This window comes from Prevotella multiformis DSM 16608, from assembly GCF_000191065.1.
Classification (GTDB): domain Bacteria; phylum Bacteroidota; class Bacteroidia; order Bacteroidales; family Bacteroidaceae; genus Prevotella; species Prevotella multiformis.
On record NZ_GL872283.1, the window covers coordinates 402,607 to 421,527 of the forward strand.

Sequence of the window (18,921 nt, forward strand, 5' to 3'; positions counted from 1 at the left end):
AACAACATTTTCATGTAAGGGGCTGCACGTGAGGTGCAGCCTAATTATATTCCTGAGGGTATCTCCGTCGTGAGACATGGGTGCTCTTACCTTAGAGAGAGTTGTTTAATGTTGAATCATAATAAGTGTTTTTTTTAATGAAAATGAGAAGAATTTATGTGTTAGGCATTATGCTCATGACCATCATCATGGCGTATGCCGGTCCGACTAAAGAGATGAGAGGCGACACGCTTGTCATCACGGTGAATGCCAACGGCGACCTCGCCCCCGGTAATTTCACCCCAGAAAATAAAGCCGTCAAGCATGTGAAGCTGGTCACTGCCGCCGGTGTGAAGATTTCGCAGACTGACTGGACGAGCTTCTTCGGTGTGGGCAATAATCCCGCCCCGATTTTCTCAAAGGTTACAGACTTGAACCTGGCATTGGCAGACTTTGCTAATGATGACATACTTAAAACCCTTGGGCAGAATTCAAGGTTCCTGAACGGTGGCAATCCACTTGGCGAACTTGTCCTACCGGAGAGTATCAAAGAGACCAAGTTCTCGTTTAACGATAATTTTAGCAAGTGGACAAGCGTGGTATTCCCAAATGCTACCAAGGATGCAAATAAGGGGACTACGGTGATTACTGCAACTGTCTTTACCCGTACAGAGTGGATTAAGAAGTTGACCATTGGTACGAGTGTAAAATCTATAGGTGATAAAGCATTTGACGGATGTAAAAATCTCACAATGGTAGATTTCCACTATGGAGTGAAGAAGATTGATACTCATGCTTTCTGGGGCTGTACAGGACTGACCAGCATCATTCTTCCCGAAAGTCTCGAAGAGATTGGCTTGGGTGCTTTCGAGTTCTGTAAGAACCTCAGAACCGTACGCCTTCCGAACTCGCTGAAGACCATCAAAAAGGAAGCCTTTGAGGGGACTGGACTGAAGACGGTTGTCATCCCTGAAAGTGTAGAGCGCATTGAACGTCAGGCTTTTGGCGGGACAGGATCTCCGCTGGCGGATGTGTATGTACTGGGCTGCAATACAAAGGCGGAGAACCATGCGTTTGATCCAGTCCAATACACTTATGACTATGAACTTAAGAACAAAGACAATATACAAAATGGTGCTACGGTTAAATTGGCCGATTTTACGACTAAAACCGGTCATTATACCGTACTGCACTATCCGAAAGAGGCCTATGAAAATTATGTCAATAAATATATTCAGGTAATCGGCACAGAGGAATACAAGAATTATCCTTCTTATCGTAAAGACGACAACAAATGGGTCTTTGATAAAGATGGGAACAAGTATCCCAAAATACATTCTGATTACTTTCATCATTCCACTGGCGACTATGCCGGCTGGAACGAGTTCATGCTCACTGCCAAGCTGAAGGATACGCACAGGGACGAGCGTCTTGTCGAGGGCAAGTGGTATTCCGTCTGCTTCCCGTTCAGTCTGACGGAAGAGCAGATCAAGAATGTCTTTGGCGATGCTACGGAGGTATGCGAGTTCAGCGGTGTGAAGAGCGACAACGACCCGCATATCACCGGCAAGAAATACATTACCTTGCAGTTCAAGACCGAGGTGAAGGACATGAAGGCACACCATCCCTACATGATTCACCCGGGTCTTCACCATGCCAAGTACAGCATTATCGTAGGCGTAACCAAAGATACTGACACGGACAACGACAAGTTTGCCAAGAAGCTGAAGGCACAGAGCGTAAGCCACGAAAGGGACGGCGTGAAGTACACCTTTATCGGCAGCTACACTGAAGGAGCCAAAGTGCCGATGTACAGCTACTATTATTACTCCGGCAACGACCCGAAATGGGAGAATGCCTTTTACAAGGCTATGCGCACAGACGTCATATTCACCCCGCAGACCGCAGTCGTAGAACTCAGCAGAGACAATGGCGTGTCGGGAGCTGCCAGGCAGGCGTTCTATACACGGAGCATCGATACCGATCCGACGGGCATCAGCACGCTTCCTGCCGCCGATACCTCGAAGTCGGGCCGTACTTTTGCCGGCCGCAACAACGTCTACAATGTCTACGGACAGATTGTCCGGCGCGGTACGACAAACCTCGAGGGACTGCCGGCCGGTCTGTATATCGTGAATGGTAAGAAATATATTGTAAAATAAAGGAGAATGAAAACTATGACCGCAAAGAAAAAAACATATTACCGTCCTTGTATCGTCGTTACCCCTATAGAGATAGAGTTGCTGCTTACCGTTGCATCTGAAAAGGACAAGTACGACATCGGTTCAGACCATTCCAAATGGCCGAACAAGGGAGATGTACACGATGACACCGGCGACGGCCCGGGTGTCTCCGGTGCCAAGGGGCACCACTTTGATGGGTTCTGGGACGATTAAGGACGACCTCCCTCCTCTCCGTGTGGTGAGGAGGGAGGTTTTGTTTACCTCTTCGGGTTCTTCTGTTGAATACATGGATGGGAAATGATAAATTACATCTGCGCCATCCGCTTTTCCCTTTCTTCTCTTTTTTCCTGCTTCTTCTCTCTTCCCAGTGTTCCTTTCTCTGCACATCGGTGCTGATTTCTCCTCTGTGTCCTTTCCCCCTCCGTGTGAGACAAATCCCCTGCCCCTGTCCGACTTTTTCCTTTCCTGTTTCTTCCTCCCGCCGGCAAACCGGATACATGAACCCGCACGGGAACAGGACTCCCGGGTGTTGGGAACAGGATTCCCAGGCGTTGGGAACAGGATTCCCAGGCGTTGGGAATCGGATTCCCGGGTGTTGGGAACAACCGTCCCGGTATTCAGGGGCATTTGTGCAATGTAGTCTGCTGTTTTTGGTCAGAGTGCTTTCCGTTTTACTTTCAAACTTGGTTGACCTTGATATGTTCTGTATAAAGTCCCGCCTCTGCAAGGAGCAGTATGTTTGCTTGTTCAAGCCGCGGTGGTCCAGTGTGACTTCTCCTCTGTGTCCTCTCTCCCTCCGTGTGAGGCGTCCTCCTTGACGGAAGCCGCAGAAAGGCAGAGAGCGTTGCCCGCTTTCATAGTACCGGTATGCTGGCGTGAACGTTTTGGAACAGGGCCGTACAAGCCGTCGGAAAGACAGGAGCGAGGTCTGCGAGCCGCTGTAATCATACGATTTGTGCCTTTTTATTTTGCGGTTCATGCGCTTTACCGTACCTTTGCAGTCCAATCAAGATCCACATAATGAGTAAGAAACATATACTTCTTATCAATGACATGGCGGGATACGGCAAGGTGGCGACGGCTGCCATGCTTCCCATCCTGTCCTATCAGGGGCATCCGGTGTACAATCTTCCGACGGCACTGGTCTCGAACACGCTCGATTACGGCAAGTTCAATATACTGGAGACGACGGATTACATCAAAGGGGTCTTCCCCGTCTGGAAGGAGCTGGGCTTCCGTTTCGATGCCGTCGCCACGGGGTTCATCGCCTCCGAGCGGCAGGCGAAGCTGGTGTCAGGCTACTGCCGTGAACAGGCTGCACGGGGTACGACCATCTTTGTCGACCCGATCATGGGCGATGAGGGGAAGCTCTACAACGGTGTGACACCTGCCACCGTCAACTCCATGCGTGAGATGATCGGCGTTGCCGACCTCATCTTCCCGAACTATACCGAGGCCTGTTACCTCACCGGCAGTACGTACAACGAGGACGGCATCGGTCTTGACGATGCGGAGAACCTGCTCGACAGGCTGCGTGGCATCGGCACAAAGTCGGCGCTGATCACTTCGGTTCTCATCGACGGTACTCCCTCCGTGGCAGGTTACAACCACAGGACCGGTCAGTATTTCTCGCTGCCTTACACAGAGATTCCTGTTCATTTCCCGGGTACAGGCGACATCTTCTCCGCCATCCTCATCGGCCATCTCCTTGACGGGGGACAGCTGGAGGCAAGCACGCAGAAGGCGATGGACGGTGTCTACCGGCTGATCGATCTCAACAAGGACAACAAGGACAAGAACATGGGAATTCCTTTGGAAAAATATCTTGGGATATTGTAATACGAGGAGGCAGGGGGGAAAGATGCTGGCACTTTATCCACTCCTTGACTCCAAAATCAAACCGATATGAACTGGATCAACGGACTCTTTTCAATTCCTTCGGCACTGCAGGCTGTGGTAGTCCTTTCGCTCATCTGTGCGATAGGTTTAGGCCTGGGGAAAATCAGGATAGGCGGCATCTCGCTGGGTATCGCCTTCGTCTTCTTCTTCGGCATCGCCGTAGGCAGCTTCGGCCTGACGGTAGACAGCCGGATGCTGGATTACTGTGAGACCTTCGGGCTGGTCATCTTCGTCTATACGCTCGGTCTGAGTGTCGGTCCCAATTTCTTCGGCTCTTTCCGACACGAGGGTACATCGTTCAATCTTTGGTCGCTGGGCGTGATCCTGCTGGGTACGGTGATGTCCGTGGCACTCGCCTATGCCATGAAGGTGCCGATGTCCGACATGGTGGGCATCCTCTGCGGCGCGACGACGAACACGCCGGCTCTCGGTGCCGGGCAGCAGGCCCTGCAGCATGCAGGAGTCAGCGGTGCCCGCGCGGCACTGGCAACGGCGGTCACCTATCCGCTGGGTGTGGTAGGCGTCATCTTCGCCATGATCTTCATCCGCAGGTTCTTCGTCAGGCCGGACGACCTTGTCGTCCACTCCGCTTCGGATGATGACCATACTTACATCGGTCAGTTTGTCATCCTTAACCCGGCTGTCGACGGCAAGACGATTGCCACGGTAGCACAGGGGACACATCTGAAGTTCATCATCTCGCGCATCTGGCGTGGAGAGGAGGTGATTGTCCCCAAGGGGACGACCGTGCTGCATACGAACGACAACCTGCTTGTCGCAACCAAGCGCGAAGAGGTATCTGCCATTGAAATCCTTTTCGGACAGAAGGTGAAACGCGACCTGAACAAGGAACAGGTGGACTGGAACCACCTTGACTCGAAAGTGGAAAGCCGTGTCATCGTGTTGTCGAAGGGTGTCCTGAACGGCAAACGGCTCGGACAGCTTCACCTGCGCGACGCATACAACGTCAATGTGAGCCGTATCCTGCGCAGCGACATCAAACTGCTTGCCACCGAGGACCTTGTCCTGCGCTATGGCGACCGCCTCACACTGGTGGGACAGCCGGAGGCTATCGACCATGCCGAGAAGTTCCTGGGCAACTCCGTAAAGACGCTCAACGAGCCGAATCTGGCCGTTATCTTCCTCGGGATGCTGCTCGGTCTGGCCCTGGGAACCATTCCGGTTTCGATTCCGGGAATGGAGTCGCCGATACGGCTGGGCATTGCCGGTGGCCCCATCATCATGGGTATCCTTGCCGGTGCGTTCGGCCCCCGTCTGCACCTCATCGCCTATACGACGCGCAGTGCGTCGCTCATGCTGCGCAAACTGGGGCTTTCGCTTTATCTGGCCTGCCTCGGGCTGGATGCCGGCAAGGACTTCCTTGCCACGGTTGTCCGTCCTGACGGACTGCTGTGGATCGGTCTGGGATTTGTCCTCACGGTTGTCCCGGTCGTCATCGTGGGAATCATCGCACTGCGGTTGAAGAAGTTCGACTTCGGTACGGTCTGTGGTATTCTCTGCGGCTCGATGGCAAACCCGATGGCCCTGGGCTATGCCAACGACACCGTAAAGGGCGAGACCAGCAACATCAGTTATGCCACGGTCTATCCGCTGGGTATGTTCGTCCGGGTCATCATCGCCCAGGTGCTGGTGATGTTCTTCGTCTGACGGCTTATACTTTACGGCCATGGTCATCCGCCTGTCTCATCTGTCTGTAGGCTATTCGCCTTCCCTGCCGGTCATCTCCGGCATCAATGCCGTGGTAAGGAGCGGACAGCTGACGTGTCTGACAGGCGATAACGGCATCGGCAAGTCGACCCTGTTGAAGACGCTTACGGGGTTTCTGCCGAAGCTGGGGGGCGAGCTGCTGCTGGACGGCAGGGAGGTAGGAACGTTCTCGCAGCGGGAACTGGCACGGCAGGTGAGCATTGTCCTGACGCAGAAGCCCGACATACAGAACCTGACGGTAGAGGAGGTGGCCGGTCTGGGGCGTTCGCCTTATACCGGTTTCTTCGGCCGCCTTCATGATGCGGACCGGACCGTCATCGCCGATGCCCTTGCCGCCGTGGGGATAGAGCCGCTGCGGCACAGGATGATCCAGACCCTCTCCGACGGCGAACGGCAGAAGGTGATGATAGCCAAGGCGCTCGCCCAGCAGACACCTGCCATCCTCCTGGACGAGCCGACGGCATTCCTTGATTTCCCCTCCAAGGCCGAGACTTTCCGGCTCTTGCAGCGGATGGCGCACGACCGTGACAAACTCATCCTGCTCTCTACCCACGATCTCGGGCTTGCCGTGCGGTTCGCCGACTGCCTGCTGGAAGTAAAAGACCGCTCGCTGCACCGTGTCTCCGCCGATGAGGTAAAGGCCTCTATGCAGGCTGTCCTTGGCGGCTGAAGCATGGCTTCGGAAACATCCGTGTGCCGATGGCGTGCCTGTTTAAACGCCTGCCCCCGTTTGTCATTCATCATCAAAACCAACAATATGAAAAAGAACGTATCAATCGTATTCTCCGCCCTTGTGGCAGCCATGACCTTCTTCAGCTGCGGTACGCAGCAGACTGCAACGAAACCTGCTGCAGTCCCTGTACACAGAGACAGCATTGTAGCTGTCGAGCCGCTGAAGGAGGTGATTACGATTGCCGAAGCACTGGATATGTACCAGAACCCTGACAAGGCAGCGGCGATAACGAAAAAGTATGGCTATAAGCTGAAGGCCAACTATGAGGTTTACCGTCTGGACAGGTTCTCTAAGATGTATTACAAGAACTGTGCTCTGGCCAAGCTCCTCACGGCCGACAAGTATGCGGATTATCCGAAGCCGATGCGCAAGGGAGTGTCCAGTTACATTGCCTTCAAGGACGGGGCGGTCATCATCGCCGTGTTCAACCAGGCGGCATACGATAATCTTGTGGCACAGGTGAAGGCTGCCGGCTTCACGCTGGATATGCCGGGGAGCGAGGATATCTACACCGACGGTGTCCGTACCATTGCCTGTTACAAAGACGGAAAGAGCGTGCGGATACAGTGAGAAGGTTCTCTTCCGGTTTCTCAGAGGTGTGTCAGACAGGGCGATGAACGTATGTCTGGCACACCTCTCTATAAGTTGAAGACGGTGCCGGGACTGCACCGTCCGATATTTTTTTCATGGCAGACCATCTTTTTTCAACAGGGCTTGTGCCGTTCCTAAATATCTGAAACCCATTATATTGTTCCTGTCTGATAGATATTCTCTATTGCTTGATAGTTTTTATCTTTTGGAGATGCTGGATTCTGCACGTATCTTTGCATCACAAAACAGAAGAATTTATCACATAAACATTTTTAGTTAGATATGGAACCAATTATCAATGCACATGCACCCGAGTTTACCGTCCAGGCTTTCCAGGACGGACAGTTCAAGACAGTTTCCAACAAAGACATTGAAGGAAAGTGGGCACTCTTCTTCTTCTATCCTGCCGACTTCACGTTCGTATGCCCTACGGAGCTGGAAGACCTGGCCGGCAAATACGAGCAGCTGAAGGGGATGGGCGTAGAGGTCTTCTCGGTAAGTACCGATACGCATTTTGTACACAAGGCATGGCACGATGCCTCTGAGAGAATCAAGAAAATCAAATACACCATGCTCGCCGACCCTACAGGCGTACTGAGCCGTGGCTTCGGTGTCTACAAGGAGGATGAGGGCGTCGCTTACCGTGGCACGTTCCTTGTGAACCCAGAAGGGCTGATCAAGATTGCCGAAATCCAGGACAACAGCATCGGCCGGAATGCCGATGAGCTGGTACGCAAGGTCGAGGCAGCCCAGTTTGTAGCGACCCATGACGGGGAAGTCTGCCCGGCCAAATGGAAGCAGGGCGGCGAGACGCTGAAGCCGAGCATCGACCTCGTCGGCAAGCTCTAAGACGTAAGCGGACATCAAATCGTCATAGAAGTCCCGGTGGAGGGAGGAGCCTGCGGGCTTTTTCTCTCCACTTTTTGTAGAATAAGCAGAGAATTCAACAAGTCCCATGATAGATCCAGATATACTTAAACAGGTGAGAAGCGTCTTCAGTTCGCTCTCATCAGACATTACGCTCAGTGTCGTACGTAACAGCGACGAAGCACAGTCGGCGGAGTTTTCGGCTTTTGTAGAGGACATCGCTTCTGTCTCCGACAGAATCAGCACTGTCTGTCAGGAGGGTGAACGGTTTTCGTTCAGCATCCTCCGCAATGGAAAAGCAACCGGAATCAGTTTCCGCGGTATCCCCAACGGCCATGAGTTCACTTCGCTCCTCCTTGCCATCCTCAATGCCGACGGACAGGGGAAGAACCTTCCCGATGAGGCAATCACCGCGCGTATCAAGGCTTTGAAAGGGGAGATCAGGCTCCGGACCTACGTCTCCCTTACTTGTACGAACTGTCCCGACGTGGTGCAGGCACTGAATGTGATGGCGCTCGTCAACCCCCGTATCAGCCATGAGATGGTGGACGGCGGACAGTATCAGGACGAGATAGAACGTCTGGGCATACAGGGAGTCCCTGCCGTCTATGTCAATGACGAACCGCTCCACGTGGGACGCGGCGACCTCGGCGTGCTGCTGCAGGAACTGGAAGACAAGGTCGGGACGGACCATGACGGGGAGGCCGTGCAGCCTGTCCGTACGTATGATGTCCTGGTTCTCGGCGGCGGACCTGCCGGTGTGTCGGCCGCCATCTATTCCGCCCGGAAGGGGCTGAAGGTGGCCGTTGTGGCAGAACGTATCGGCGGACAGGTGAATGACACGACCGGCATCGAGAACCTTGTCTCGGTCGCCAGGACAACCGGCACGCAGCTCGCAGCCGATTTCCGCACGCATCTTTCAGACTATCCGATTGATATATTCGACAACCGGCAGGTAGTTGCCGCAAACCTGAAAGACAGGCTGAAGACGGTCTCTGTACGTGGTGGAGAGACTTTCGCCGCACCCGCAGTGGTGATTGCCACAGGTGCCGGCTGGCGTCGTCTCGGTCTGGCTGGTGAGGAAAGGTACATCGGTCATGGCGAGCACTTCTGTCCGCATTGTGACGGCCCTTTCTACAAAGGAAAGGATGTCGCGGTGATCGGCGGCGGCAATTCGGGCATCGAGGCTGCCATTGACCTGGCCGGCATCTGCCGTCATGTGACCGTCCTCGAGTTTGCTGATGCGATGCGTGCCGATGAGGTGCTGCAGCGGAAAGTTGCCGGTCTGCCCAATGTGGAAGTGTTCCTGTCTGCCCAGACAACGGCGCTTCTGGGTGACGGACAGAAGCTGTCGGGCATCACGGTGAAAGACCGTATCAGCGGTGAGGAACGCAATATTCCCCTGGACGGTGTTTTCGTACAGATAGGTCTGTCGCCGAACAGCGATGTCTTCAGGAACGAAGTAGAGCTGACTCCGCGCAAGGAGATTGTCATTGACGTGGCCAATCGTACCAGTCTGCCTGGTGTATACGCTGCCGGCGACGTGACGACGGTTCCTTACAAACAGATTGCGATTGCCCTGGGTGAAGGGGCCAAGGCGGCCCTGTCGGCCTTTGAAGACCGCATCCGTGGAGTGATATAAGCTACTGTAGTCTCTTACCTGAGTACAGTTTGAATCCGGTGTGATAAGCAGGGACTTCCTCTTCTGCTTGTCCACCGGATTCTTTTGTGGTGTTTGTGGGAGGATGCGTCAGGACAGCGTTCCTCCTGAAATCAGGTTTTTCCGTTAAATGCGTAGATGCTTTTCATATGGCTTTAACGGAAGAACCGAAGTGATTGATGAAACAAAAACATGGTCAAGACCGTCAACTGTCTATCCTATCATCAGCCTCCGAGTCAAAGACCTTTTCATTTTAATACGTTGAAAAGACAGATAAGATTTTGAAAAACCATTACATAATTTCAAACAGATCATCTGTAAACGTAAAGAACACGTGCAAAAAGGGAGTTTGTAACCAGCAGTCAATCAATCGGTTGTCAAGTCGTTTGTAAGAGGTGCTTAATTGGACTTCAAAAGGGCGTTGGTAACACGCTAAAGGAGCACCCATTGCAGGTCAATCAGGCATCTTTTAGAAGCCAGAAGAGCATGTGTCAGCTTTGAACTGCATAAAAATATTTACAAACACCGATGATATGGAAATAAATTGTGTGTAAAAGACGGAAAGACAGGATGACGGACAGGCATCGTATCCATTTGTCTTTTCTGCCTTTTATCCTGTAGTTTACCCTCTTTTGTAAAACCATCCGTTTTTGGAGAGTCATACTATGCAAGTACACAAGCCCTTTATTCTATTCCTATCTATCCATTTGACGGAAGAACCTGAAATCAACCGTCATTCTGCAAAGAACAATCGCCGTCAGAGCACAAAGAATGCAGTGACGGCGATGGTCTTAGTCGGTTGAGGATAGAGGGGGGACGGTCGACAGGGAAGGGAGACATCTCTCGCAGTCCTGCGTTTTGGCACACCCTCCGGTCTGTCCCGAGGCCAGTTGACGGAAGAAGGGCTTACTCCATGATCCTGAAGACGGCGGCCGATATGCCTTTCAGTTCGACGGCATCGCTGCCGCTTCCGGTCTTATAGACGGCCTTTCCTGTCGTAATCAACGGCTGGGCTTTCCCGATGTGTGGGAGCTTCGCCGATACCTTTCTGTCGCAGGGGTTGACGGCAACGACTACAGTTTCTCCGCCGGCCGTACGTTTGTAGACCATGGGGTAGGGCTGGCTTTCCTTGCTGACAAGTTCCCATTCTCCGTTTCCCTGCAATGCCGGGTGGGCATGGCGCAGGCGGACCAGTTCACGGGTGAAGTTCAGCAGGGAATTGGGGTCTTTCTCCTGTGCCTCCACCGTCAGCTTTCCGTCTTCCGTATCCACAGGGAAATAGAGCCGGGCAGGTTCGCAGGTGGAGAAGCCGGCGGTAGGACCGGCAGCCCACTGCATAGGAGTACGTGTCCCGGCACGTTCGTTGCTACCCTCTTTGGTAGGAAGATTCATCTGGTATTTCATGCCGATTTCGTCACCGTAATAGATGAACGGTACGCCCGGCATGGTCAGGAAGAAGGTCATGGCCACCTTCAGCTGGTCCATCGTGTTGCGCGTGCCGATGTTCGGACGCTGGAAATCGTGGTTGGCCGTCGGGATGGCGATGTAGCCGAGCTGCTTTGTGCGGTTGAAGGCTGCCGTGAAGTTGTCGACAAATTCCTTCACCTCTCCTTTTCCTGCCTTGTCGAAGTAGCAGAACTTGTACTCCTTGGAGATGTCCTGTCCCTCCCACGGCCGGCCGTTCGGTGTGTTGCGGTCGAAGAAGAGAGAGGGATAGCCCTTGATGCCGAAGTGGATCATGAAGTCGATGTTGAAGCCGGCAGGGATGGCGACGGCCGGGTCGCTCCACTCGGATATCAGTACGCACTGGGGATAATGCCTGTCCTTCCATGCCCTCATCTCGTTCCACAGCTTTGACACCTCTTTCTTCCCCGGGTCGTTCTTGACGAGCGAAGAGGCCATATCCACACGGAAGCCGTCGATGCCCTTGTCAAACCAGAAGGCCATGATGTTCTTCATCTCCCGGCGTACGGCCTGCGGCCCGGGTGCCGTCACAGGCTGCTCCCAGGGATGAGAGGGGTCGGGATGGGCAAAGCCGTAGTTCAGGGCAGGCTGGCATTCAAAGAAGTTCTTCTCATAGTATTTGCCGCGTTTTGCGTCCATCTCCACATAACGCCCACGTGTGCTTCCCTCCGGATTGGCATCCCTGTGGCGCGCTTCAATCTCTTCCTTGTCTTTCTGTGAGATGGTGTCAGTCCATATATAATAGTCGGAATAACGCCCGTTGCGGTCGCCGTTCGCACATTCCTGGAACCACGGCGACTTCACGCTCGTGTGTCCTGCCACCAGGTCCAGGCAGACCTTTATGCCTCTTCTGTGGGCTTCGTTGACCAGCGTCACCATATCGGTATTCGTACCGAAGCGCGGGTCAATCTTGTAGAAGTCGATGACATCGTAGCCACCGTCAAACCATCCCGACTCGAATACGGGATTCAGCCACAAGGCATCCACGCCCAGCGACTTGATGTAATCCAGCCTGCTGGTGATGCCGGGCAGGTCTCCGATACCGTTCCCGTCCGTATCCATGTAAGAGGAAGGATAGATCTGATAGAAAACGGCATTGTCAAGCCATTGTGGGTTCGTGCCGATCTGGGCCGTCATGGGGACTGCCATGGCCAGTGCCGCTGCTGCTGTGATGATTTTTTTCTTCATTGTTTAAGTTTTTAGTTGTCAGGATGCCCGTCGGACTTCCTGTTGTGTTGTCTGATGCAAAAGTACGGATATCCTTTTGAAAAACAAAGGAAGAATAGGATGGAGGAGTCTGTGTTCCCTGAAAGTTGACAGCCGGAATATCCTTGGACATCCCGGCTGTGATAAGGAATCAGAACCGGCTTTATTTCTTATAGCCTGGATTCTGATGGAGATTCTTGTTCAGATTCAGCACCTCATAAGGAATCGGATAGACGCAGGTGTATCCCTGGGTGTCATCGAGGTAATCGCCGGCAGAAGCATTGTGGCTGACACCGGGATAGCGGTCTGCCGTCGGCTGGGTGAAGGTGCAGAAGCGTATCTGGTCCTGACGCCGTACGCCTTCCCAGGCCAGTTCAATCATGCGTTCGTCAAGAATATCATTCAGGTTGAGCGAGGTGCGCGGGGTGGCGTGTGCCCGGTCCCTGACCTGGTTGACGAGTGTCAGTGCCGCCGCATGGTTGCCCAGCCGGTATTCTGCTTCCGCCTTCATCAGCAGCGCATCGCCATAACGCCAGATGACAAGGTCGTTGTTGTACTGCCCCTGTGCGGCTGCCGTCGGGTCGTACTCATACTTCTTGAAACGGGCGCCGGCGCATTTCACGTCATGCTTGTCGGCATTGGCATCGAAGTCTACCACGACTGCCAGCGGACGGTAAGAGAGCGTCCCGCCGACACCGTCGTCCACGGTCTTGCCGCCGGTCTGCTGGGTGTACTCCTGCTCTACCCAGTAGTTCTGGCGCAGGCGTGGGTCTTCGTTGCTTTCCTTGTATCCCATCACTTTCATCGCACGTACCGTGGCGCAGGCACCGTTCCATCCGTTGAATCCGGCGGCACTCGCATGGTTGTAGTGTACGGAGCGGATCAGGTTGTAATCGGTAATCTTGTACGTTTTGTCGTCGTTCGGACGTACAAAGATGTTCTCGTTAGAGTTCTGGTTCTGTGTGACGAAGTTGTCGGCATAGTTCGGCGAGAGGGTGTAGCCGAAGCCTGCGAGCTTGTCCACGCAGTACTTCACGGTCTCCCAGCAGTTGCGTTCCGTTCCGTCCACGGTCATCTTGATGTCCATTCCCTTTGCCGATATGTTTGCACCGAGGGTTTCGCTGGCCTTGCATTCCTTCGATTTGTCGTCGCCGACAAACGCCTTGTAGCTGTCCGGAGCTACGTCATCCGTGTTGTAGACAGGTGCATTGAGGGCGCACTTTGCCAGACACATATAGGCGACAGGCTTGGTGATACGTCCGAAATACTTGCCGGTCTTCTGGCTCTGGTCATCTGCGAGGTCAGGCATGGCCTCTGTCAGTTCCTTGACGACGAATTTGAACACATCCGAGCGGTTGCTCTGGTTGACATCGCTGGTTCCCTGCTTGGAAGACGTCACTACCGGCACCTGTCCGAAGAGGTCCATCGCATAATAGTAATAGATGGCGCGCAGGGCACGCAGCTCGGATACATACGGCTTGTAGTCGGGATGTTCGCCGAGCATCGGCGTGAGCTGGTCGATGGAGCCGTTGCACTGCCCGATGATCTTGTAGATATGCTTCCAGTTGTTGTTGTAGGTGTCCACAGACGATGCGAAGTTGTGGAGGAAGAAGTTCTGCCACTTGCCGCCGTCTACCCAGTCGCCCTGCCGTCCCGGGAGGATGGCCTCGTCAGAAGTGAATTCCTGCAGACAGTGGATGGCGTCCGTACCGCCATAGATGCCGTCTCCGATCTCTGAATAGACCTTTGCCACAGAGTTGACATAGGTCAGCGTGGCATTTGCGAAAGCGTCAGTCTCTTTGAACTTGCTTTGAGGTGTCTCGTCCAGCGAGCAGGCTGCAAGCAGTGCCGTGGAGAGCAGTGCCATTCCGAAAATATGTTTCTTCATAATAGTATTCCTTTTTTTGTTTATCAAAACCTTAGAAATTAACAGACACATTGAACGAGAAGGTGCGTGTCAACGGGAAGAGACGCTTGTCGTCTACACCCAGTGTCCCGTAGGTCGTACGGCCTTCGTCGACACGGACGAGCGATGCGGAGTTGATCATCGGGGTCAGGCCGCTGTACCCGGTGAGGGTGCAGACGTTGTTGACGGCCAGTCCGAGATGGATGCTCTGGATCCAGTCGGCCTTGAGCTGCTTCTTGTCGAAGGTATAGCCCAGCGTGATGTACTCGAAGTTCACGTAGTCGCCTTTCTCCAGCCAGTAATCGGAAATCTGTATGTCTTTGATTCCTTTCTCCGGAGCGTCAGAAAGCACGTTGTAGGTCGGGAAGTTGCTGAGGTTGCTGTAGGTCATGCCCGTACCATTGTAGATCTTATGGCCGAAGGCACCGTTGAACTGCATGGTGAGATCCCAGTTCTTGTACTTGAAGGTGAAGTCCCAGCCAAGGTAAGCCTTTGGTATCGCCTGTCCGCACACCTTGCGGTCGCCGGAGTCGCCGGTGTCGATGGTTCCGTTCTTGTCGAGGTCTTCGATGATGTACTGTCCCTTGTCGTCGATGCCTTTGCAGTGGGGCAGGTAGAATACGCCGATCGGCTGTCCCTCCATGAGATAGGTCACACCGGTGTTCTGCGTCAGGCCGGCCGCATTGATGTTGGCAACCGGGATGTGCTCACTGGTCGTCAGTCTCTGTCCTTTATAGGTGCCGCTCAGCGAGTTCAGCTTGTTCTTCTGGAAGCTGAGGTTCATGCCGGAATTGAAGGTAAAGTCCTTTGTGCGGATGATGTCGCCGCGCACGCCGATTTCAAAGCCCGAATTGGTCATCTCACCCATGTTCGCCAGCAAGGTGTTGTAGGTGAATGGCGGAACAGGTACGGTATAGGTATAGAGCAGGTCCTTCGTCTTGGAAGTATACCAGTCCAAAGTAACGTTCAGACGGTTCCGGAAAGCGGCGAAGTCGATGCCGATGTCGAAGGTATGCTTTACCTCCCACTTCAGGTCAGGGTTGTCGTTGCTCTGGATGGCGTATGTCGTCGTGTTGACACCGTTCACCGAGGTCACGCCGTTCGGTGCATAGAGGGCCAGTGAGTTGTAAGGAGCGATGACATCCTGGTTGCCCGTCACACCATATCCGAGACGGACTTTCAGGTTGTCCACCCAGCGCACCTCTTTCATGAACGGTTCCTGTGATACGACCCATGCGACAGATGCTGACGGGAACCAGCCCCACTTATGGCCTTCACCCAGCTTTGAAGAGCCGTCAGTACGGAGGTTGACGGTTGCAATGTAGCGGTTGCCGTACATGTAATTCAGACGTGCCATGTAAGAGCAGAGGGTATATTCCGTAGACTCGGAGTCCACATCGCCCCAGGAGACGTTGGCACCGGCCTTCATGTTGTTGAAGCCGAAGTAATTGGTATCGAACTTGAACGACTGCTCTGAATTCCAGAAGGTCTTGTATTGCTGGCCCTCCATCAGGGCGAGTGCGTCGATATGGTGCTCGCCGAAGTCCTTGGTATAAGTCAGCTGCAGGTTGCCCATGATGTCCGTGCGCTTCATGTTGCGGATGTATGCCCAGCCGTTGCCGTTGATGCGTCCCTGCTGGATGTCGTTCGGCACGTAACGCTTGTGGTCGAGGTTCATGCGGGTATAGCTGCCGAAGGCACTGAGGAAGAGTCCGTCAGCCAGCGTGACGGTCGCCTTTCCATGGGCGTTGAGCGAACCTACGTCGAAGCGGTCCTGTACCTCCAGCTGTCCCAGCGGGTTGTATATCTCGTTGGCAAGGCGGTCTTCGTCCCACTCGCCTGTCTGCGGGTTCTTGTAGGTCGGGTAGGTCGGGTTGTAGGCGGCGGCAGAATAGAACATCTTCTGCGGGTCGTACTGCATCTTTCCGTCGCGCTCACTGCCCAGGACACCCAGCTCCAGCTTGAGCTTCTTGTTGAAGGCGTACTGTGTGGCATCCAGTTTCACGGTATAGTTGCGCATATCCGAGTTCTTCAATGCGCCCTGACGCTGTACGAAGCCGACGCTGGCGCGGTAGTTGCCGGAGTCGTTGCCGGACGAGTAGGCGATGTTGTGGGTCTGTGTCAGTCCGGCCGAACGCTCTATTTCGTCGAACCAATTGGTATTGCCGCCGAGGTCGGTGAATGCAACCCCCATCTTGGTGGCAGTGGCACGGTAAGCATCTGCGCTCAGCATTTCAAGGTTCTTGAAGATGGTGTTCACGCCTAGCGTGCCGTTGTAAGAAAGGGAGGCAAAGCCGTTCTTTCCTTTTGTCGTCGTGACGACGATGACACCGGCTGCACCGCGGGATCCGTACTGTGCCGTCTCCGAGGCATCCTTCAGAATGGTCATGCTCTCGATGTCGCCGGGCTGAAGGGCGTTGAACATGGTCATGTCAGCGAAGACACCGTCGATGATCACCAGCGGGTCGTTACCGCCGGAGAGCGAAGAGGTACCGCGCACGCGGATATTGGTAGACCCCATCGGGTCGCCGCCGTTCTGGCTGATGACGACACCGCTGACCTTTCCCTTCAGGGCATCGGCTGCCGTGGTTACGACACCCTTGTTCATGTCGCCCTTGCCTACACGCTCAATGGCTCCCGACACCGTACGCTTCGTGCCTACGGCATAACCGACGACGACTACCTCGTCGAGCTGCTTGTTGTCTTCGGAGAGAGAAACATTGATATTGGACTGGTTGCCTACAGCCACTTCCTTGTTGCTGTAGCCTACATAAGAGAAGACGAGCGTCGCACCGGGCTTCACATTGGGGAGCTTGAAGTTACCGTCAATATCGGTTACGGTACCGCCTTGTTCTCCTTTCACTTGGATGGTCGCACCAATCAATGGCTCACCCGACGCATCCTTCACACTTCCCTGTACCACTGACTGGGCATAGGAACTCATTGCACACGTCAGACCGACAGCTATCACTGCGGTCCGCTTCATAAACAATCTGCTGCTCATGAGGGATCAGATCTTTTAATAATTAGTTATACTTTATAGCTTCTTGTCCTGATGACTCTGATTGTCAGTCATCGAAAAATCTGCTGCTGGCGTAGTACGTCGCCAGAGACGGTATTGCCTCCGTTTACCGCACGTCGTTGATCGTTGCAAGGCAGAATAGTCGTAGGTTTTTTATCTCTTTTCCGCTGTCAAAGGTATTTTATTTTTTTCAAATAAACAAATAAGCGGCCGATTAATTTAGAGCGTAGAGAATACAATCAACAGTCTAAAAAGCAAGATGAAAGTGGCTTACAACGATATTCTTTTTCTTTTCCGGTTGTTTTTGTTTCCCTTTCTGATGGTGCAGGGGAGCGGGATGTGCATTCACGGCAGGGTGAGCCTGTCCGCCGGATGGCCGTCTGGGTGGAGCTGCCCGGGCAGGGGGCTGCACCTTCCGGCGGCGGGCAGCCGGCTATGGGGACGGCTGCCGGGCGTTCTTTTGCAGGAGGGAGTCGGCTTTCAGTTCCAGCTGTGTCTGCCGGTAGGCCTTCAGGACGGGGTCTTCCTTTTCGTCAAGTCCATCCATTTTCTTGAAGATCTCCCGCAGCTGTTCCACGTGTCTGCGGTCGCGCCGGTAGCGTTTGTCGAGCATGAGTCCCAGATCGAACTCTCCCAGGCTGCTCGGGGGACGCTTCTCCAGAATGTCCCGCTTCGGCATCTTCTTCAGCATCCCCCGTCCGTCGACCGTCTGTTTCCCCACAACCACCACTTCGTCCAGATAGTGGGCGGCAGGGAAGAGGAAGACCGTGTCGCGCAGCACCTCCTCTCTCAGCAGTTTTTCGGGGACATATCCTTTCTTCTGGAAGCTGACTGTCTGAAAGGGGCCGGACAGACTGATGTATCCTTGCCATGTCGTCTGCCCGGCGGGCTTCCCGTCTGCACTGACCAGTACATCACGTATCGGGAAACGTGTCGCACCATCGCATACCAGCACCTGCTGTGCATGCAGTGCGGCCGGCAGCAGCCACCACAGGGAGAGGAGAAGGGTACGTATAGGCATTGCAGTCTGTTCTTTGCTGCAAAGAAACACAAAAGTTCTCACATACACGTTTTCCCTAAACTTTTTTTATAGGCAGCAGGCAGGATATTAATAATGTTTGGCATATCCGAGCTGGCCGCATGGGTCTGCCGTTACCTTCCTCTGCGGTTTTCCGATTCCCTGTGCAGCAGTCCCTTTTTCTCTTTCCGTTGCGGAGAACGCCGCACCTCTTCGGAAACAGGACGGCCTCTTCCTGCCGGAAAGGCGGGAGTCCGTAAAAGGTCGTCTTCAGCATCAGCGGTAAGCGGGAAGTACCGGTGTCTGGGAACGGGATTCCCGGCTGTCGGGAACAGGATTCCCAGCCGTTGGGAACAGGATTCCCGACCGGTTGGGAACACCTGTCCCAGGAATGCGGACATCGGGACCGGTGTGTTTTTAACGTTTTTGCTTGACTGCTTTTCATCTTGTTTCTACACTGGGTTGACGGGTTGATGGTGTGGTCTGACGGTTTGTTCCGGCCGCTTTCGGGTTTGCTTTTCAATCCGGCTGGCCGGTTTAGGGTCGTCCGTCCGTCTCCTGCCCGGTCGGCCGGTGGTCTTATGGAGGCTGTTCTCCGTGGACAGGCCGCCTGTCTGCAGAATGTAAAAAGATGCACCGGTTATGCAGTTTTTATGTTGTTGTAA

At 53.9% G+C, this 18,921-nt stretch carries 12 protein-coding genes; 8 read left to right on the forward strand and 4 right to left on the reverse strand.

Translation table 11 applies throughout. From position 1 onward, the window contains the following. The first annotated feature begins 143 nt into the window (after positions 1-143). From HMPREF9141_RS06975 to ahpF, 8 genes are all read left to right on the forward strand, one after another. Complete coding sequence (locus HMPREF9141_RS06975; protein WP_040554655.1) at positions 144-2,141, forward strand: leucine-rich repeat domain-containing protein; 1,998 nt, start codon at positions 144-146, stop codon at positions 2,139-2,141. A gap of 6 nt (positions 2,142-2,147) precedes the next feature. Beyond that, on the forward strand, positions 2,148-2,375 hold the full coding sequence (locus tag HMPREF9141_RS06980; protein ID WP_040554656.1) for a hypothetical protein: 228 nt from the start codon (positions 2,148-2,150) through the stop codon (positions 2,373-2,375). 807 nt (positions 2,376-3,182) lie between these two features. Continuing rightward, positions 3,183-4,001: a PfkB family carbohydrate kinase gene (locus tag HMPREF9141_RS06985; RefSeq protein ID WP_007367922.1), complete on the forward strand. Its 819-nt coding sequence runs from the start codon at positions 3,183-3,185 to the stop codon at positions 3,999-4,001. Positions 4,002-4,067: 66 nt separating this feature from the next. Further along, the gene (locus tag HMPREF9141_RS06990) at positions 4,068-5,729 is read left to right on the forward strand and encodes a putative transporter (protein WP_007367923.1); all 1,662 of its coding nucleotides are present in this window, start codon (positions 4,068-4,070) and stop codon (positions 5,727-5,729) included. Positions 5,730-5,748: 19 nt separating this feature from the next. Then, positions 5,749-6,459 carry an ABC transporter ATP-binding protein gene (locus HMPREF9141_RS06995; protein WP_007367924.1) on the forward strand — a complete coding sequence of 237 codons (711 nt, stop codon included), beginning with the start codon at positions 5,749-5,751 and terminating at the stop codon, positions 6,457-6,459. Between the two features lie 87 nt (positions 6,460-6,546). After that, positions 6,547-7,092, forward strand: coding sequence for a hypothetical protein (locus tag HMPREF9141_RS07000; protein WP_007367925.1), 546 nt, complete (start codon positions 6,547-6,549; stop codon positions 7,090-7,092). A gap of 303 nt (positions 7,093-7,395) precedes the next feature. Beyond that, positions 7,396-7,962, forward strand: a complete 567-nt coding sequence (ahpC, locus tag HMPREF9141_RS07005) for an alkyl hydroperoxide reductase subunit C (protein ID WP_007367927.1) — start codon at positions 7,396-7,398, stop codon at positions 7,960-7,962. A gap of 106 nt (positions 7,963-8,068) precedes the next feature. Continuing rightward, positions 8,069-9,622: an alkyl hydroperoxide reductase subunit F gene (gene ahpF, locus HMPREF9141_RS07010; protein ID WP_007367928.1), complete on the forward strand. Its 1,554-nt coding sequence runs from the start codon at positions 8,069-8,071 to the stop codon at positions 9,620-9,622. Between the two features lie 924 nt (positions 9,623-10,546). On the opposite strand, the gene HMPREF9141_RS07015 is transcribed toward ahpF, so the two are convergent. From HMPREF9141_RS07015 to HMPREF9141_RS07030, 4 genes are all read right to left on the reverse strand, one after another. Then, entirely contained in the window at positions 10,547-12,292 is a 1,746-nt protein-coding gene (locus HMPREF9141_RS07015; protein WP_007367931.1) for an alpha-amylase family glycosyl hydrolase, read from the reverse strand. Positions 12,293-12,473: 181 nt separating this feature from the next. Beyond that, a complete protein-coding gene (locus HMPREF9141_RS07020; RefSeq protein ID WP_040554657.1) occupies positions 12,474-14,198 on the reverse strand; it encodes a RagB/SusD family nutrient uptake outer membrane protein in 1,725 nt (574 codons plus the stop codon). 31 nt (positions 14,199-14,229) lie between these two features. Further along, positions 14,230-17,220, reverse strand: a complete 2,991-nt coding sequence (locus tag HMPREF9141_RS07025) for a SusC/RagA family TonB-linked outer membrane protein (RefSeq protein ID WP_007367933.1) — start codon at positions 17,218-17,220, stop codon at positions 14,230-14,232. A gap of 451 nt (positions 17,221-17,671) precedes the next feature. Then, positions 17,672-18,259: a hypothetical protein gene (locus HMPREF9141_RS07030; protein WP_007367934.1), complete on the reverse strand. Its 588-nt coding sequence runs from the start codon at positions 18,257-18,259 to the stop codon at positions 17,672-17,674. Positions 18,260-18,921 lie beyond the last annotated feature (662 nt).